We start from the raw sequence: 20605 nt of genomic DNA on the forward strand, positions 1-20605 counted from the left end.
ATAGTAAGCTAGCCAAGATTTAATCAATCAAAAGACGGGAATGGTTATTAATTCCATTCCCTATTATCTCAATAACCTGATAATTAACCTATAACGTCAAACTATTTTAAGAGTTTTTCAATTATTATTAAAGCAATAAAAATGGATAGGATGTATTGGTTAGTACTGATAAGTTTCTCGAGTATGTATATGGTTACAGGAAGAGCGCAGGAGTCCATAGTTTATCAACCTGAACAAATGCAAGCTGACCTAGAGAAATTTAAAACGGCACTCATCAAAGTTCACCCTGGAACTTATACGCATCAAAACCGTGAAGAGTTTAATCAAATGATGAACGATTTAATGTTGCGAACTTCCAAACCAATGGAAGCCAAGATATTTTATAGAATTGTTCTTCAATTGATAGCGAATATACATGATGGACACACACAAGCATATACATTCGGTAAACTCGGAAGTGTTATCAATAGTCAAAAAAGACTCCCCTTTCAAGTATATATTAAGGATGAACGCATTTTTATAGTGAAAAATCTAAGCGCTCTAGAAATTGCCGAAGGGTCCGAAATCCTATCTATTGATAGCAACTTGAGTAATGAAATTATTTTTGACATTTTAGCACATTATTCTTCTGATGGTGAAAGTCAAAGTGGTATGCAACATTGGTTAGGAGGGCCATACAAACCCTTTTACAGACTCTATCCTGAGATATTTGGGGAACAACCTACATATAACCTTGTGTATAGAGACTATAAAACCAAGAAAATTATAAAAACAAAAATTGAAGCAGTTTCAAAAGAGGTTTATGAAACTAGAGAATCTAAGAAATATCTCCCAGAAACAGGGCCTGAAAAAGCATTTAACTTTGAGATAAATAAGGAAGAAAATTATGCTTATCTGAAAATAAGTCGATTTATAAAAGATGGTTTTGATGAACCCGAGAACACTTATCCTGATTTTTACAAACAATGTTTCAAAAAAATTTCTGATAAAAATATTAAAAACTTAATAATCGATTTAAGAAACAATGGAGGTGGAAAAGGAAGTAATGCAGCTTACTTGCTTCAATATTTTATTAACCAACCCATCACTCCTGCAAAAGAGATAGTGACTTTGGTAGATGATAAGTACTTTTTGGAAATAACTGGCAACTCATCTAATTTGGATGAATCTTTTGGATTAAAGCGAAAAAAGGATGGCACTTTCAAGGTAACAAAATATGAATCACTACGTGATTTGATGAATTACGATCCAATTGAAGAGTATCGTTATAAAGGAAGGCTGATTGTTCTGATCAATGGCGGTACCACTTCAGCTGCTGGTATTGCTGCAGGCTTACTAAAGGAGTATACAAATGCAGACTTAGTTGGAACAGAAACCTATGGATATGCAGGTATTAGCAACGGTGTGCGTCAAATTTCTATCAAAGGAGATCATACTGAAACAGCAATCTATTTACCTTTACTACATGCAGAGTATACTATAGATGAACATATCCAAAAAAGAAGTGTTGTCCCGGATTATAATGTATCAAACTCTATACAAGATATTCTAGAGGGTAATGATGCTGTTCTGGAATTTGCATTGAAAAAACTATTGCCACCAATGTATAAAAATTATTAAAACGGTTTTTAATAATTTTTTTCTTGACATCAAAAATTGAATATCTAAATATATTATGATACACTAGCCAAAATTCAATCAATCAAAAAACAGGAATGGCTCTATGATCATTACCCATGCTAAAATATTTGACAATGGATGAACTCAATTGAAGATAAAACTGACACGATAAAAACTAAATTGAAAAATTAGACCTAAATCGTGCTAAAAACTAAGCCTAAAAAATATACCGTCTGGCAGCAAAGTATATAAACAATTGCTGATTTTTCACCTAAATTAATTACCTGTTTACTAAGGCTCATTTTCCTGTAGAAAATTTGCACCTCCTACTAATTTTAAAAATTTTTATACTAACCGTTAACAACAATTAATAAAAACAGATTATGAAAAAATATTTATTATTATTCCTTCTTTCTTTTTCTATTTGCTCATTTGGACAGCCTAAAGAAAGCCAAGCAATAGACAACCTCTTTTCGGAATGGAATAAACCTGATGTTCCAGGGGGTGCCATAGGAATTATTAAAAATGGTAAGCTGATTTATTCCAATGGATATGGAATTGGTGATTTAGAACACAACATAGAAATAACTCCTTCATCTGTTTTTTATATTGGTTCTGTTTCTAAGCAGTTTGTAACATTTAGTATTTTACTTCTCGAAGAACAAGGGAAACTAAACTTAGATGATAGAATTCAAAAATACCTTCCTGATTTTCCAGAATATGATACTCCTTTGACTATTCGACATTTTATACATCATACGAGTGGTGTTAGAGATTATTTTACCCTTATGTATTTAAAAGGCAAAAACTATCTTGACGATACAAATGTAGATGAGATCTATGGACTTATAAAAAAACAGGAAGAGCTAAATTTTTTGTCAGGAGAAAAACATTTATACAGCAATTCTTGCTATTTCATGTTGGCGATGATTGTAGAAAAAGTGGCTGGTCAATCCCTAAAAATATTTGCACATGAGAATATTTTCCAGCCTCTAGGTATGAAAAATACACTTTTTTACGATGATAATACTGATCTGATTAAAAATCGTGTTTTCAGTTATAACAGAAAAAGTAATGGAGAGGGATTTAATAATTTAATTATGAGATTTGACCTTGTTGGCTCTGGTGGAGTATATTCAAACATAGAGGACTTGTTTTTATGGGATCAGAATTTTTATAATAATAAACTTGGAAAAGGAGGACAAGAAATTATTGAAAGAATGCATGAAGAAGGGCTTTTAAATAATGGAGAAAGTAGTGGATATGCTTTTGCATTGAATAATGGAATTTATAAGGGATTAAAAACTGTGAGTCATGGCGGGGCCCTTGCCGGTTATCAAGCACAATTAATACGATTTCCTAAACAGAAGTTTTCTGTAATTATATTAGCCAACAGAGATGACGCAAATCCAACGCGTAAATCCTTTCAAATCACTGATATGTTTCTTAAAGAAAATTTCATAAATGATGAAGTTGAAAACCAAGGTAAAAAAGTCAATAATAAGCAAGGATTTGTACATTTAAAAACTAGCGATCTTGAAAAGTTCTCTGGACATTATTGGAACGATGAAGGTTCGTATACTAGAAAGCTTTATGTAAAGAATGACACTCTAAGATATTATAGGTCTGAGACTAATGAAAGTGACTTAATTCCTATCAGTAAGCATGAGTTCAAAATGATTAATGTTGGATCTGATGTACTGGTGAAATTTGACAAAAATGAACAAGGAAATTATACTATGTTTTTTAGTGTAAATGGAGGAAAGTCGATAATTTCAAAAGAATATCATCCAAAAGATTATACTAATGAGGAATTAATTGATTTTGTAGGTACTTATTATAGCAAAGAATTAGATATTAATTACACATTAAAAATAAAAAATAAATTGTTAATACTTTATATAAATGAAATCGAAATTTCACCTCTCAATTCGATTATGGTGAACCTTTTCTCTAATGAAGAATATGGAGTTTTTCATTTTAAGACAGACGGTTATGGTAAAGTTTCAGGCTTTAGATTGGACACCGGAAGGGTAACAAATTTGAAATTTCAAAAGAAATAATATGCGGTAACATTGGTAATCGTTACACAAGTCTATAATTTGTTATAAAAACGACTCGTTTTAGGCCTCTAGTAAGAGGCTTTCTTTATTTCTTTTCGTATTACGATATAGATTAAAAAACCATTATGGATGCTGCTCCACTATTAACAAGAGTGTAAATATAACCGTATCTGAATACTAAAAGATTAATTTATACATTATTCAGGCAAGGTTAACATTTACACTCTATATGACAATTATTATAGGGCCATCTTAATTAAAGTTATGAAGGTGTTTAGATAGTAAAACACATTAAAAGTTAGAATTACTAATTCCCATAAGCCCATGTGATAGCCGTTCTATCATCTCTCGACCATCCAGGTGTTGAACTAAATCTCCAATTACATGTATATATTGAGCTTTTCATGACAGAGCCACAATTATTACTTTGATGATAAGCTACACCATTAGTACCCGGTATATGACCTCCATAAGTTTGATCAGAATGGTGGTAACCAATATTATGCCCTAATTCATGTATTAACAAAGCCATTGTAGATTCATCACCTGGATGAGGTTTAGCTGTATTTACTCTCATCCATGAGCCAACATTCCCTCTACCATCAGGTAACAGTGCTCTTGCCCATGCACCTTCATTAGAGTTATACCAAGATCCTACCAAAATATCTGCACTCGATCTGGTATAAGTTCTACTTATATTAATATTACGACTTGAAACACTCCAATGCCAAGCAGCCCAGGAAAGTGCGTACTCTAAGTTTCTTGGATAGTTATTTTCAACATAATACCTTATATCTCTGGAGTTACTATAGTATACTCCAACTCCACCAAAAAACCATCGGTTTTTCTCCTGAATACTTCCTTTTTTAGGTGGGTTCGCGTCTCTATTACTTTTTAATGCAAAAGGAATCATCATGTCACCTTGCATAAAAGCTTCATCCTTAAAATTTGGTATAAGATCTTCTTTAGAAAATCCTCTTTCAATTAAATAATCTAAAGTAGCTGTAGCTTCTTTAGACAATGGTTGTTGTTCTTGATTTAAATCTTCCTGATCTAAACCATCATTTTGACAACTAATACATAGTAAAATAGTGGCCAAAAAAATACTGAGTTTGAATTTGTGTGTTAACATAATTATATAGTTTAAAATTATTATTAAAAATTATATAATTATTTAACACAAAAGTTACATTATATTACCATATTATAATACAAAACTTGCTGATTTTTTATTAATAATGTTAAAATTATAAATAAAACTGTATTACTGATTATTTATAATCCTTAATCATCCACTTTGCACCGCTCACTAAATGACAAATTAAGGAGTATTTCATACTTTTTATACCCTAGGTAAATCTCCTTCTCCTTTAAGTGGCAGATTAGACGATCCCATCAAATAGGTATCTATGTGATATGCAGCTTGCCTACCTTCTGCAATTGCCCAAACAATTAAAGATTGTCCTCTACGGGTATCACCTGCAGCAAAAACCCCTTTTACATTAGTTGCATAATTTTCTTCACTTGCCTTGATATTAGTTCTTGCATCCATATTAATTCCTAATTGCTCTGCAATAGTAGGTTCTGATCCCGTAAATCCCAATGCTAATAATGCTAATTCGCATTTCCATTCCTTTTCTGTACCCAGAATTTCTTTTAAGGTAAAACGACCATTTTCTTTTACCCATTCTACTTCGGTAGTGATTAGCCCTTTTAGGTTTCCGTTTTTATCTCCTAAAAACTCTTTGGTTGAGATACTCCAATTACGAGCTACCCCTTCTTGATGGGATGAGCTTGTGCGTAAACGCATTGGCCAAAATGGCCAGGGTTGATCTGAAGGACGTTCTATAGTTCCTTTACCCATAATCTCAAAATTAGTCACAGAAGTTGCATCCTGCCGTATAGAAGTACCAATACAGTCTGATCCGGTATCTCCTCCTCCAATTACTATCACATCTTTTCCCGTAGCCAGGATTTCTTCTCCCAAATCTTTTACTCCGTCTACTCTTCTATTATTTTGAGGTAAAAAATCCATTGCTTGCACTACTCCATTAAGGTTAGTCCCCTTAACTGGTAAATTGCGACGAACTGTAGCTCCTGTACACAATACTACAGCATCAAAATCAGCTTTTAACTGATCTGCTTTGATCTCTTTTCCTATATGAGCATTCGTTTTAAAAATAATACCTTCTTTTTCTAAAATAGTAATACGACGATCAATCACATATTTTTCCATTTTAAAATCAGGAATACCATAGCGTAGCAATCCTCCCACTTTTTCATCTCTTTCAAAAACGGTTACCAAATGTCCGGCACGGTTTAATTGTTGTGCAGTTGCTAATCCAGCAGGACCAGATCCAATTACAGCTACTGTCTTACCTGTTCTTTCGCTTGGAGGATTAGCCTTAATCCAATCGTTTTTAAAAGCTTGTTCTACGATATTTTTTTCTATATTCTCAATAGTTACGGGATCTTCATTAATACCTAATACACAAGCTTCTTCACATGGTGCCGGACATAATCTCCCTGTGAACTCTGGGAAATTATTGGTTGAATGCAGAATTTCTGCTGCTTTTTTCCATCTACCACGATACACGGCATCATTAAAATCAGGAATCAGATTACCCAACGGGCATCCACTATGACAAAATGGTATCCCACAATCCATACAACGTGCTCCTTGATTTTTGAGCTTTTTCTCTGGCATTCCAACAGTAAACTCTTTATACCCTTTGATACGATCTTTTACCGGTTGGCATTGTTCTATCTCTCTTTCAAATTCTAAAAATCCAGTTATCTTTCCCATGTTCAATATCGTTTTATACTTGTGCTAGTTTTTCTTCTTTTAATCGTTTTAATGCTTGTTTGTATTCTTCAGGGAAGATTTTGATGAATTTTGGTAATTCACTCCCCCAGTTTTCCAAAATTCTTTGAGCCAAAGGGCTTAAAGTAGTATTGTAGTGATTCTCGATTAGTGTTTTTAACTCTTCAATATCTTTTTTCTCTATCACAGGATCCAGGTTTAACGCTTCTTTATTGCAATGTGCTTCAAATGTTTTTTTCTTATCATAGATATACGCTATTCCACCAGACATTCCGGCCCCAAAATTTCTACCTACTTCTCCAAGAATTACTGCAACACCTCCTGTCATATACTCACATCCATGGTCACCAATTCCTTCAACTACTGCCTTTGCTCCAGAGTTACGTACACAGAATCGTTCTCCCGCTTTACCATTGATATACACTTCTCCTGCTGTTGCCCCATATAGAGTTACATTACCTGTAATCACATTATTTTCAGGAATAATAGTAGCTTCTTCAGGTACTTTAATAATGAGTTTTGCTCCCGAAAGCCCTTTTCCGAGATAGTCATTGGTGTTTCCATTTACTACCATAGTCAACCCTTTGGTTGCAAACGCACCAAAGCTTTGTCCTGCTGCTCCTGTAAAGTTCAATTTCAAAGTATTATCAGGTAATCCTTGTGCCCCATATATTTTTGATATTTCATTACTTAAGATAGCGCCTACTGCTCGATCAGTATTACAAATATCAAAATCTAAAGCTGTTTTTTCTTTACGGAAGAGTGCTGGGTGTGCTTGTTCTATTATTTCAAAATCTATAGATTTCTCCAAACCATGATCTTGGCTTTCGGTATTATAGATATCCACTCCATAAGGTGTTTCCACCTGATGAAGAATTGGAGTAAGATCTACTCCTGCTGCTTTATAATGGTCTATTGCTTTTTTATGATTTAACTTACTTACTTGCCCTATCATTTCATTAATAGTACGAAACCCTAGCTGCGCCATAATCTCCCGCAACTCCTGAGCGACGAAATACATATAGTTTACCACATGTTCTGGTTTACCTTTAAATTTTTTGCGTAGTTCTGGGTTTTGTGTTGCAATACCAACCGGACAGGTATTCAAGTGACATACACGCATCATTACACATCCTGATGCTACCAGAGGTGCAGTTGCAAAACCGAATTCTTCTGCTCCCAACAAGCATGCTATCGCAACATCCCGACCGGTTTTTAACTGTCCGTCACACTCTAGTACAATACGACTACGCAGGTTATTACCAACCAATGTTTGCTGTGCTTCTGCAATACCGAGTTCCCATGGGAGTCCGGCATGTTTTAATGATGTTAATGGTGATGCTCCGGTACCTCCATCAAATCCAGAAACTAGTACCACATCTGCTTTTGCTTTGGCAACTCCAGCTGCGATAGTACCTACACCAACTTCGGACACCAATTTCACGTTTATTCTGGCATTTCTATTTGCAGATTTCAGATCATAAATTAACTGCGATAAATCTTCAATAGAATAAATATCATGATGTGGTGGTGGTGAAATTAATCCTACATATGGTGTAGAATTACGGGTTTTAGCTATTTCGGGATTTACTTTTGGCCCTGGTAATTGTCCTCCTTCTCCCGGTTTAGCCCCCTGAGCCATTTTTATTTGAATCTCAGCAGCATTCGTCAAATAGTTTGATGATACCCCAAATCGACCAGAAGCCACTTGTTTAATCGCACTGTTTTTCCAATCTCCGTTTACATCTTTATAAAAACGAAGAGGATTCTCTCCCCCTTCTCCAGAGTTACTTTTTCCTCCGATACGGTTCATTGCAATAGCAAGATTTTCATGAGCCTCTTTACTAATAGACCCATATGACATAGCTCCTGTTTTAAAACGTTTTACTATCTCTGTCCAAGGCTCTACCTCATCTATCGAAATTGGGTCATAATTAGAAAACTCCAACATTCCTCTTATGGTCATCAATGCTTTTGATTGTTCGTTAATCAATTTTGCATATTCTGCATATGTTTCAGAATCATTATCCCGAACTGATTTTTGTAGTTTAGCAACAGATAAAGGGTTAAACTGGTGTTTTTCTCCATTACGTCTCCATCTATATTGCCCTCCTATTTCTAAACTTAAATTACCGCCTACTTCCTGTCCTATATAAGCTTTTTTATGGCGTTTAGAGATTTCTTTTTCGATTTCATACAATCCGATTCCTTCAATACGTGTTGCGGTATTTGGGAAGTATTGATCAACGACTTTGGTATTAATACCTATACATTCGAACAGTTGGGAACTTCTGTATGAGTTTAAGGTAGAAATACCTATTTTATTCATCACTTTTAATACTCCTTTTCCTACTGCTTTATTATAGTTATATATAGCATCTTCAAAAGTAAGTCCAGAAATGTTACCCTCTTTTATCTCCTCTCCTATAATCTCATTTACCATATATGGATTAATTGCACTAGCTCCATATCCAAACAACAAAGCAAAGTGATGTACTTCTCTTGGTTCTGCAGATTCAATAATAGTACTGACTTTTGATCGTTTTCCTAATTTTTGCAATCCACTATTGACATAGGAACATGCCAATAAAGCTGGGATTGGCGCTCTGTGTTTACTCACATTTCTATCAGAAAGTATGATTATGTTTGTTCCTTTATCAATAGCATCTGATACATTTTTGAGCATTATTTCTAATGCATCTTCAAGACCATTTAATCCTTTGTTAATGTTATACAACATTGATACAGAAGTAGATTTAAACCCTTTACCAGTGTAGGTTTTGATTTTATCCAGATCTTCTTTGGATATTACAGGGTTTTGAATCTTTAGTTTATTACAGTGTTTCTCATTAATATTAAATATATTATGATCAGATCCTAATGTTAGACTGATATCGGTAATCAATTCTTCGCGAATACCATCTAATGGTGGATTAGTAACTTGGGCAAATAATTGTTTAAAATAATTATAAATCAATTGTGGGCGTTCAGAAAGTATTGCAATTGGTGTATCAGATCCCATAGAACCAATAGGTTCTTTTCCTAATTGTCCCATAGGAGAAATAATAGTGTCGATATCTTCTTGAGTATATCCAAATACTTCTTTTCGCTTAGCAACGGTTTCTTCGCCTAAAAACAAAGGACAATCATTATAAGGTATATCCTTTAAATGCACCAGATTTTTATCTAACCATTCTCGATAAGGATGCTTTGCTGCAATCTCTTCTTTAATCTCTTCATCATTTACAATTCTACCTTCATCCATATTAACCAAGAACATTTTTCCTGGTTCCAGTCTACCGTGATATTCTATATTATCTGGTTTAAGATCCACTACTCCTGTTTCTGAAGACATGATTACATACCCATCTTTGGTTACACTATAACGAGAAGGTCTTAATCCATTTCTATCCAACACCGCTCCTATATAATTACCGTCTGTAAAAGGAATTGATGCTGGGCCATCCCATGGCTCCATAGAACAAGAATTATATTCATAAAAGGCTTTCTTTACTTCAGACATCTCTGGGTTTTTCTCCCAGGCCTCTGGTACCATCATCATCATTACTTCAGGGAGTGATCTCCCTGTCATTAATAACAACTCTACAACCATATCCATAGAAGCAGAATCTGATTTACCCTTCAATACCACTGGAAGTATTTTTTTAATATCCTCTCCAAACCAATCGCTCTCTAATAGTTCTTCTCTAGAGCGCATTCTGGTTATATTTCCTCTTAAGGTATTAATCTCACCATTATGACACATATAACGAAAAGGTTGTGCAAGATCCCAGGTTGGAAATGTATTGGTCGAGAAGCGTTGATGCACCAAAGCTAATCGGGTTACTACTTTTGGATTCAATAAATCTTTATAATACAACTTAATATCCTCTGGCATCAATAAGCCTTTAAATATTAAGGTTTTTGTCGACAAACTAGGTAAATAGAAAAATTTGCTTTCCGATAATTTGGATTCATATATCGTATGCTCTGTTGTTTTCCTTGCTATAAATAGTTTTAAATTGAAATCAAAATAGCTTTGGCCTTCATTTTCTTTACCAATAAATATTTGTTTTATAAATGGTTCTGTCGTTGCTGCAATTTCACCAATATGAATATGATCAACAGGAACATCTCTCCACCCCAATAAAACAAGCCCCTGATCGATAATATTTCTTTCGAAGGTATCTATACAAAACTGTCTTTGATTTTCTTTCTTAGGTAAGAAAACATTACTTACCGCATATTCTCCGGCTGCTGGTAATTCAAAATTACAATGCTCAATAAAAAAATCATGTGGAATATCAATTAGGATTCCTGCTCCATCCCCTGTCTTTCCATCAGCACTTACAGCGCCTCGATGCTCTAATTTTTCAAGAATTTCTAATGCTTTATGAATAATATCATTTGATTTTTTCCCTTCCAAGCTACAAATGAATCCTGCACCACATGCGTCATGCTCAAATTCTGGTAGATACATTCCTTGTTTCTTCATCATATTTTCTGATCTAAAAGTGTTTCAAGCAGATGAAATTAACAAATCATTAAGTATAGAGAAAGAAAAAAACAGCTTTCGCAATCACTTTTTTGAGCTACATAAAAAAAGCCCTTCTTGAATAAAGTAATCACAAAATAAGAGCTTCTAATTATGAATTTGACAATGCGTTTTTTGTCAAAAAACATAAATAAATCAAGAATTAAAGCAAAATCACAGACAACTGATTATCAATCGATTTTAACGAAAACGTTTTCGATAAGATTTCGAATACACACAAGTATCAAATTGATATTTTTTATCACAAATAATATTTAACCCTAATTAAATTAGGGTTAAAATACATAAAATGATAAAAATACTTATCCATACCCTATTTATCACAAGGTTATATACAAAATATTATATTTTTGAATCGAATTCAGTATTAATTTTAACTTTTATTCTTTATGAAGAAAATAGAAGCAATTATCAGGAGATCAAAATATCGAGTTGTAAAAGAAGCCTTACACAATAAAGGTATTATGTTTTTCTCGTATTGGGACGTAACTGGAGTTGGACATGAACAAAAAGGAAGTGTCTACAGAGGAATTTCTTATAGTACAACAGATATTCAAAGAAGATATCTATCTATTGTTGTAAATGATGATTTTGAAGAAATTGCAATCTCTGCAATTCTTGAAGCTGCAAAAACCGGGGAAGTTGGTGACGGAAAAATCTTTGTTTCTGACATCAAAGAGGCTTATAGAATTCGTACTTCGGAAAAAGGTGGAGAAACATTAAACTAACACCTTTTACTAGTCACAAAAATTAACCAATCAAAAACTAAAAACAATTTTAATAGTAATTAAACTATGGAACTTTTAACCACAAACAATGTATGGATGATGGTGTGTACCGCACTTGTATTTTTCATGCACTTAGGGTTTTCTTTTTTAGAAATAGGATTAACTCGTCAAAAAAACACAATTAACATATTGTTCAAAAATGTATTTATCATCTGTGTAGGTCTATTATTATACTACCTCGGTGGTTTTAATCTTATGTATCCAGGATTTGAGGATGGAGATTTTGGTTTTTTAAAATTTGCGGGGTTTGGCATTACCCCTCCCGAGAACGGAATGACCCCAGAATATGCTAGCGGAGGGTATACCTGGTGGACAGATTTCTTATTTCAGGGAATGTTTGCTGCCACTGCTGCTACTATAGTTTCTGGCGCTGTAGCAGAACGTATTAAATTGGGAGCATTTATGATATTTACTATACTGTATGTAGGTTTAGTATATCCTATAGTAGGTTCTTGGCAATGGGGAAGTGGATTTTTATCTACATTAAAAATTGGAGAAGCTAAAGGTTTTTATGACTTTGCCGGCTCTACACTTGTACACTCTGTTGGTGGATGGGCTGCTATGATAGCAATCATCTTATTAGGTGCAAGGATTGGTAAATTTAGTTCTGAAGGAAGACCACAAGCTATTCCCGGGCACAATATACCTCTCGCAGCAGCTGGTCTGCTTATTCTTTGGTTAGGATGGTTTGGATTTAACGGGGGATCTGTACTCTCTGCAGATCCTGCTAGCACATCATTAGTATTAGTAACAACTTGTCTCGCAGCGGCGTCAGGTGGAATTGGAGCATTTGTACTTTCTACAATCCTATACAAAAACTATGATCTTACTATGTTCTTAAATGGTATTCTGGGAGGCTTGGTAGGAATAACAGCCGGAGCTGATTTAATGTCTCCAAACGAAGCTGTAATTATTGGTTTACTCGCTGGTATAATCATCATATTTGGAGTAGCATTAGTAGACAAATTAAAACTAGACGATCCTGTAGGCGCCATAGCTGTTCATTTAATCTGTGGTATCTGGGGAACTTTGGCCGTAGGTCTTTTTGGAGATAAAGCCGGTTTTGATCAGTTCATAGTTCAAGGACTTGGAGTGCTTATTGTAGGGTTTTTTTGCCTAACAACAGCTTTTGCTATCATATTTACCCTTAAGAAAACTATAGGAATACGAGTTTCAGAAAAAGAAGAAATTGATGGATTGGATAGTCACGAACATGGCATGGATGCCTATCCTGATTTTAGAATTAATCAACATTAAAAATAGTAGGATCCAAACTGTTTTTAATTAATGAGTTTCCTATAGTACAGGAAACTCATTTTTTTAATCTTTCTTTAGAGAAAAGGACAAGATTTTTTGAAATAAATCACTTCGTTTATATGGTTTAGTAATAATCCCATCCATACCAGATTGATAAACCTTTGTAACCACCCTTTCTAAATCAACGGCTGTTAATGCCATAATAATAACATCTTTATTAAACTCTCTTATTTTTTGGGTCGTTTCAAAACCATCCTGTTCTGGCATATGAATATCCATAAAAACCACATCATAGTCTTTTTCTTGTATCAATAGTATAGCATCAAAACCATTATCTACTGTTGTGCATATCGCCCCTGCACTTTCTAAAACTTTTTTTGTAATCATTAGATTAATCGTATTATCATCTACAACCAACATGCTATAACCATCTAGTACGTTAGCATAATCTTCATCATTTACGATCGGCGCCTTTGTATTTTTTAGGTTTCGTTCCATTTCAATCTCAAAAGAAAATGAAGTCCCTTTACCTTCTTCTGATTCTACAACTATTGAGGATTTATACAAATCTTCTATAAACCGTTTTACTATATACAACCCTAACCCAGAGCCTCCTTTATGTTTATCTATATGATGTATCCCTTTAAACCCATCAAACACATCTGACACCAATTCTTTTTTAATTCCAATCCCATCATCTCTCACTGTAAAACGAAGTCTAATCATATTTTCGAAACTTGCAATTTGTACAAGCTCGATCCAGATATTTCCATCTGTAGTAAATTTAATAGCATTAGAAATAAGGTTGATAAAAATCTGAGAAAGTTTTAAACGGTCATCCAGAACATTTGTTTCTACATCATCTGCTATTTCGATGTGCAATTTTGTATTACTCTTACGCAATTGATATGAAAACGAATTACAAATATTCATTAGCATTTCATCTAAGGAAAAAGCATCTTTATTTAACCTCACATTTCCCAGGCGGAACTTAGAATATTCTAAAGCATTATTTACCAATCCTGATAAATGATTATTCGAAAATTTTAGTGTACTTAAAAATTCTTTCCTCTGTTTTTGATTCTTTGTATTTTCTATAATTTCTACCAATCCTTGTATCGTATAAATGGGCGTTCTTAATTCATGGCTCATTATAGAAAAAAATTGGTTGCGTTCTTCATCAACAGTTAACAACTCAGCATTTTTTTCTTTCAACTCTTCATTAATTCTATTCTTATGATTGTTAGATCTATACACATAAACGCTAAAAATAGTTGTCAACAACAGCAAAAAGCCTGTCAAAAAACTGACTTGAAAATAACTTTTTTGAATCTGAATATTTTTCTCATTGATAATAGAAAGTTGCTCAATATCTTTTTTATTCTTGGCAATTTCATAAATAAAAATATCAGCATTAGAGGCACGTCTTTTCAATTTTTTAATGTAAGTCTCCTGATATTTATTTGATAGTGCCTGATAATACGACACCGAGTCCATATTTTTATTGTATTTATAAAAATAGCGTGCTTTGTATTGTTGTATCAACCTTAAATACTCGTCTCGTTCTCTTTGTACAAAAAAGAGAGAATCTCTTTCTGTTTCATTTAGCAACTGATACGATTTCTGATAATCTATACCTTTTTCCATTAATGCCATTGCGAAATATATCTTTAGCTCGTTTCTCACAACATCATTAATGACATGTATACTTTCCTTTGACATCTTTGTATAATCATACTCATCAAGATCGGATAGCACTTTTCTTGAAGTAGAAATCACTTGTTTAAAGTTACTTCTATTCATTTCACTTATGATATAATCAAGATGATGAAAAAATATAATACCATTTTGACTCTCTTCATTATAATCAAGATACTTCTGATATAGACTATCTAGCTCTTTATACCTATTTGTTTCTCTAAACAGTCTTAGTATAACTACTTTGATGTTTGATTCATAAGAATTACCTGGTAACTTTTTTGAAATTTCCTTAGCTCTAAATATATAATTTGATGCTTCATTAGGTTTTCCCGAAGTCATAAAAATCAGTCCGTAGTTATAATTATAGGACAACAAAAACTCATCATCAGGTTCTGATTTCTTATGATTAAAAATTGTATCTAAAAAAATTCTGGCCTCGACAATACTATCATTCCTTATCAAACGATAAATGGTATTGTCAATTTCTAAAGTTGATTTTTCAATCTTTTCTTCTTTTTGAGCAACACTATCAGTACTCCAAAAAATTAACAGAATAATTATATTTATTTTAAAAATTTCCACACACATACCCCATATTGTCAAAAAAACCATTACAACAATATAAAACAATATCTTCTTATTTCTATATTATTCTACGGTTTTCCAGTACAAAAATTCCATTTTTCTGATCACTTGCTCTCAAAATTTTTGCTATCCTGCTGTTTTACAAGAATGTTATCATTCTTGAAGAACTATAAAAATGATAAAAAAAAAGCCTGAATAAACATTCAGGCAATCTATTGATACACTACTAAATATGATATCTAAACTATAGTTATTTTGTTATGCATTACTTCATATTAGTATTATTTAATAATCTGCATAGATAGTGGATATGAAGGTTCTTCTCCATTATTCACTTTTATTGCATTAATAATAGGATATATAAAGCATAATAGTGCAATAAGCGCTAACCCTAGTAACCCCAATCCAAATAATAATATCAAAGGAATACAGATAATTGCATAAATAAACATACTTATCTGAAAATTCATAATCGACTTTCCATGTTCATCCATTGCCGAAACTCTTTCTCTTTGGGTTAACCACAATATCAAAGGCACTATAAATCCTCCGAATCCTGTGATAAGGTCTAATAATTGTGATAAATGGGTAATAACTAGTAATGATCTGTCCTGTCTCATGGTTTCTACGTTTTTGATTGATGATTGATACAATTGCTAAAAATATTAGCAATCTATACTTATATGACGATAAAAATAGCAATTTGTTACAGTAACATGTCTAACGCCTTAATATTTAACTAAAAAAAACACCTCGACATAAAAGCCGAGGTGTTTACTAATTAATAAATTTAATGTCTTCTATATACAGTGTTAATTCACGATTAGTTTCTTAGTAGCAGATTCCCCAGTACTACTATCGATTTTAATCAAGTAAATCCCTCTACCCAATGACAGGTTTCGGGCCGAGATCGTATTGATCCCTGGTTGCATACTTATCCGAGCTTTTTTACTTCCCAGAATCGTATAAATAGTTGCGGATATATTTCCTTTTGCATATTGACTTAAATACAATGAAAAGACATCTTTTGCAGGGTTTGGTTTTATACTTAATCCTGCAAGATCACCTTCATTCTCATCCCCAAGAATTGGTGAAACTGATTCTAACTGAGCTATTAAAGTTTCAGAAGTTGCAGATTGCCCACAAGAACCTTCATATATTTTCACATTGCTAAAAACAGAAGTATTGCCACTACCTGCATCATTATCATTTATAAAGACCAGTCTATCCATATTACCAGTATAGAAATTCCCTACCGGAATGACATACGTTTTTGTACCACTGGAGTAATCATCAAAGTTCGTTACACCATAATTTTGGGTACCATGAACTTTAAAATATCTTGTAGAGGTTAATGTATTATCGTTTTCAAAACCAACTCCGTGAATTTCTCCCTCAGAAGTACTACTAAAATCAAACTCTATTACTGTATTAGCAGTTACAGTATAATTCATGGCAATATATTTCCAGGTATTATTTTGTAAAGAAAGCGCTGCTCCTCCACTTTGGATTGAAGAATTGCCTGCAGTATCCTGATTAGAGAATGCTGTGATTGTAAAATCATTAAAGTCTAAGGCTGTACATACTGGAGGTGTTACCGTACCATTAGTAATTTTTAGCGCATCAATAGTAATATCTCCTTGCCAACTGCTTCCTGTTACGGCATTTAATCTTAGCTGTACACTTGCATTACCACCATATGTAGAAAGGTCTACATCTGCAGCATTCCAATCTGTTCCCTGTGCTCCTGTTTTGGTAAATACACTTGTCCAGGTTCCGGTATTATTTGTTCTGGCTTCGACAGTTAATGTTCCCACTGCGCTACCTATCATATGGTACTGAAAACTTAGTTTAGGAGTTGTAAGGCTAGTAAAATTCAAGCAAGGTGAATTTAGGATCGCTCTTTTAGAAGGGAACCCTGTACCGTTTCCAGATGCTTCTACATATATATATGAACTACCATCTACAGCACCACTTGGTCCGGTACCACTAGAAGGGGTACCATTAGAATTTACGGTCCAGTCTAAATCATCTCCACCGACTTGTTTCCAAGCTCCTATATTACCCTCAAAACTTTCACTGTAAGGGAAAGAAGCTATATCTCCTGTGCATTCATCGGTTGGTGGGTTTCCATCAAGCCCCATAGCATCCCAAAAAGCAGGTATTGTAGCCCTTTCTCCAGAATTAGACCCTCCAGACCCAGAACATCCTCCGTAGGCATGAACCCCTACTGCATTTCCTGTCGCTGCATCTATTATCGGGCTTCCTGAATTTCCTCCGGTTGTATCTGTTCTATATCTTACAAACGTGTTTGTAACAGAAGATAATGGCCCTGTATGGATTTGCTGTGTCTGGTTATCAACACCTGTATCTGTACCAAAACCTGTTATTGTTATATTATTTCCAGGAGCACTTTGTACTACATTAAATGATTTACCTTGTGCCTGTATAGGTGTTTGGCCTGTTTGTGAATTTGCGCTAGCCGTAAATACTGCCCAATCATTAGCCTGACTTGGGTTATTTGTGTATGGCGTCACAAAATTACCTATTGGATACTGATCTTCTGGTCCAGGGTGTACAATCGTACGGTCTGGGTTAGATTTAGGCACATTAAATTCTATAAGTTGTGCTCTGCTTCCTACACAATGCCCCGCAGTAACCAGTCTACCATTAGTGATAATCCAACCAGTACAACCTATAGGAACTATTCGTCCGATAGCATTATCAGCAGAATCTACTCTATCATCAGTTGAACCACATTGAGATTTTGAACCTGGATCATTTTCACCAACCCCTACCTCATTAATAGTAAAACCTATAGCATCTTCTCCTGGTGCTACAGTTAACTTTATAGTTATTTTATCACCATTAAAATAAGCAGTAGTATTTTTCCAGTCCTTGATGGTCTTGGATGTTAATGTTTGTGTAGCCCCGTCTAATGCTGATGTAATGGTTAACGTACTTTTGTTTCCCAGATTTACATCTTTAAGAAACAAACGTAACCACGTAGCTCCTTTTTCTGATATGGTTTCCGTAATAATTTGTGAACTGCTTTTACTTTGACTGCCATCAGGTTTTATTTCCATATTATACTTTGTATAATGTCGTGGCAGCTCATCTTGAGCAAAATTAATAAATGGTATCAGCATAAAAATGATGCATAATAGCATACATATTCGGTGTACCGAATACCGATCATTAATGTGAATTGAGTTTGTGTTATTTGAGTTCATAAGAATAAGATTAAAAAAATTATTAGATTAGACATTAAATTTAGTTAGTACAAAAACTCTTGCAGCATCATTCGTTGCTACAAAATTGTATTCCACTAACTGGTCATCCAATTTTTAATCAATCAAAAACCAGCGGTTTTCTCTTATTCTTTTTTTTCCGAAGGGAATAAGTTGGTTAATACTGTAAGTATTTTTTCTTCTTCCTGCTACAAGATAGAAAAGAAAAACAACTCTTCAAAAAAGTTTGGCAACCAAAATTTAAAATACATTTATTAATGCCTATTTTTGCTTCTTATATATATAAAATATATGATTGCACAAGATACCATAGTAGCATTAGCAACCCCATCAGGAGCGGGGGCTATAGCGGTCATTCGCGTCTCTGGGAAAGAGGCTATTACTATCTGTTCTCCTCTATTTCAATCTATTAGCAAAAAAGAGTTAAGTGCTCAAAAAAGTCATACTATTCATTTGGGGCATATTGTTGATAAGAATAGAACGCTTGATGAAGTTTTGGTTTCTATTTTTAAAGACTCTAATTCATATACCGGAGAACCCACAATAGAGATTTCTTGTCACGGTTCTGTATATATCCAACAGGAAATTATTCAATTATTACTACGGAAAGGATGTAGAATGGCTAATGCCGGAGAGTTTACACTACGTGCATTTATTAATGGAAAACTAGATCTTTCTCAAGCCGAAGCTGTGGCAGATCTTATTGCCTCTGATTCTGAAGCTTCTCATCAAATCGCAATGCAACAAATGCGGGGTGGTTTTTCTAATGAGATTCAAAAATTAAGAGATGAACTCCTTAATTTTGCTTCCTTAATAGAACTAGAGCTAGATTTTGCCGAAGAAGATGTAGAATTTGCAGATCGAACTCAGTTTAAGGATCTAATCGCCAGAATTATAAACGTATTAAAACGTCTTATTGATTCTTTTGCTGTTGGTAATGTTATCAAAAATGGGATTCCGGTAGCTATTGTTGGAGAGCCAAATGTTGGAAAATCTACTTTGCTTAATGCATTACTAAATGAAGAAAGAGCTATCGTGTCTGACATTGCAGGAACGACTCGTGATACTATAGAAGATGAAATTAATATTGGTGGAATCGGTTTTAGATTTATAGACACTGCCGGAATAAGAGAAACCAAAGATGTAGTAGAAAGTATCGGTATCCAAAAGACATTTGAAAAAATTGAACAAGCACAGGTAGTTATCTATTTAGTCGATAGTTCTCTACTAACCGTTGATCGTATTCAAGAACTGAAAACAGAAATAGGAAAGATCAAAAATAAGTACCCACAAAAGCCGCTAATTGTTGTTGCTAATAAAGTAGACAAACTTGATGATAATCAAATTTCAACTCTGACATCTGAAATCGAAAATATCCACCTGCTTTCAGCAAAACAAAATACTGGTGTTGAAGCATTGCAAGCTAAACTTCTTGAGTTTGTAAATACTGGTGCTTTACGCAATAATGAGACTATTGTTACCAACACTCGTCACTATGATGCTTTACTAAAAGCCTTAGAAGAAATACAGAAAGTACAATACGGATTAGACACCGGACTTTCGGGAGATCTAATGGCCATAGATATTCGTCAGGCATTATACCATTTTGGTGAAATTACAGGAGAAATTACCAGTGATGATTTACTTGGAAATATTTTTGCAAATTTCTGTATCGGCAAATAGATTTGTTTTTTTCTGTATATAAATAAAAGTTATTTTTCTTGTGGCTCTAAACTTCACCTGGCAACAAACCTTTGTCAAGTGAAGCTTTCTTAACTATTACCACAATACTTCATTAATTAACTTAGGTGAATGCATTACATATAATTCGCTTACATCTTTGTACTTATAATTCAAAAACTGTATAGACATGATCCAAACAAAAAACAAAAAGGTTTTTTTAAAATTGAAGCCTCTTTAAAAAATATATTCTAAAGAAGTAAATAGCATGAAAAAGTGAC

11 protein-coding genes are annotated in these 20605 nt (G+C 33.8%); 5 read left to right on the forward strand and 6 right to left on the reverse strand.

All coding sequences use genetic code 11. From position 1 onward, the window contains the following. The first annotated feature begins 141 nt into the window (after positions 1 to 141). Positions 142 to 1620, forward strand: coding sequence for a S41 family peptidase (locus tag AAFU52_RS24885; RefSeq protein ID WP_438424170.1), 1479 nt, complete (start codon positions 142 to 144; stop codon positions 1618 to 1620). A 383-nt stretch (positions 1621 to 2003) separates the two neighbouring features. After that, entirely contained in the window at positions 2004 to 3683 is a 1680-nt protein-coding gene (locus AAFU52_RS24890) for a serine hydrolase domain-containing protein (RefSeq protein ID WP_024772362.1), read from the forward strand. Between the two features lie 307 nt (positions 3684 to 3990). Here the strand turns inward: AAFU52_RS24890 and AAFU52_RS24895 are convergent, their stop codons facing one another. From AAFU52_RS24895 to gltB, 3 genes are all read right to left on the reverse strand, one after another. Next, complete coding sequence (locus AAFU52_RS24895; protein WP_438424172.1) at positions 3991 to 4815, reverse strand: hypothetical protein; 825 nt, start codon at positions 4813 to 4815, stop codon at positions 3991 to 3993. Between the two features lie 210 nt (positions 4816 to 5025). Beyond that, complete coding sequence (locus AAFU52_RS24900) at positions 5026 to 6489, reverse strand: glutamate synthase subunit beta (RefSeq protein WP_438424174.1); 1464 nt, start codon at positions 6487 to 6489, stop codon at positions 5026 to 5028. A 13-nt stretch (positions 6490 to 6502) separates the two neighbouring features. After that, positions 6503 to 11005, reverse strand: a complete 4503-nt coding sequence (gltB, locus tag AAFU52_RS24905; RefSeq protein WP_438424175.1) for a glutamate synthase large subunit — start codon at positions 11003 to 11005, stop codon at positions 6503 to 6505. Between the two features lie 446 nt (positions 11006 to 11451). Here gltB and AAFU52_RS24910 point away from each other — a divergent pair, with 446 nt between their 5' ends. Together AAFU52_RS24910 and AAFU52_RS24915 are read left to right on the forward strand one after the other, a co-directional pair. After that, entirely contained in the window at positions 11452 to 11790 is a 339-nt protein-coding gene (locus AAFU52_RS24910) for a P-II family nitrogen regulator (protein ID WP_024772358.1), read from the forward strand. 66 nt (positions 11791 to 11856) lie between these two features. After that, positions 11857 to 13107 carry an ammonium transporter gene (locus tag AAFU52_RS24915; protein WP_438424179.1) on the forward strand — a complete coding sequence of 417 codons (1251 nt, stop codon included), beginning with the start codon at positions 11857 to 11859 and terminating at the stop codon, positions 13105 to 13107. Between the two features lie 63 nt (positions 13108 to 13170). On the opposite strand, the gene AAFU52_RS24920 is transcribed toward AAFU52_RS24915, so the two are convergent. The 3 genes from AAFU52_RS24920 to AAFU52_RS24930 all read right to left on the reverse strand — a co-directional run bounded on the left by AAFU52_RS24920 (position 13171) and on the right by AAFU52_RS24930 (position 18479). Beyond that, entirely contained in the window at positions 13171 to 15390 is a 2220-nt protein-coding gene (locus AAFU52_RS24920) for a hybrid sensor histidine kinase/response regulator (protein WP_438424182.1), read from the reverse strand. 284 nt (positions 15391 to 15674) lie between these two features. Then, positions 15675 to 16013 carry a DUF4870 domain-containing protein gene (locus AAFU52_RS24925; protein WP_024772355.1) on the reverse strand — a complete coding sequence of 113 codons (339 nt, stop codon included), beginning with the start codon at positions 16011 to 16013 and terminating at the stop codon, positions 15675 to 15677. 192 nt (positions 16014 to 16205) lie between these two features. Next, positions 16206 to 18479 carry a trypsin-like peptidase domain-containing protein gene (locus tag AAFU52_RS24930; RefSeq protein WP_438424184.1) on the reverse strand — a complete coding sequence of 758 codons (2274 nt, stop codon included), beginning with the start codon at positions 18477 to 18479 and terminating at the stop codon, positions 16206 to 16208. Positions 18480 to 18935: 456 nt separating this feature from the next. On the opposite strand from AAFU52_RS24930, the gene mnmE reads away from it, so the two are divergent. Then, positions 18936 to 20327 (forward strand): tRNA uridine-5-carboxymethylaminomethyl(34) synthesis GTPase MnmE, encoded by a 1392-nt coding sequence (gene mnmE, locus AAFU52_RS24935; protein ID WP_438424186.1) that lies wholly within the window; start codon positions 18936 to 18938, stop codon positions 20325 to 20327. Positions 20328 to 20605: the final 278 nt, after the last annotated feature.

Source organism: Aquimarina macrocephali, assembly GCF_051627225.1.
GTDB classification, from domain to species: Bacteria; Bacteroidota; Bacteroidia; order Flavobacteriales; family Flavobacteriaceae; genus Aquimarina; species Aquimarina macrocephali.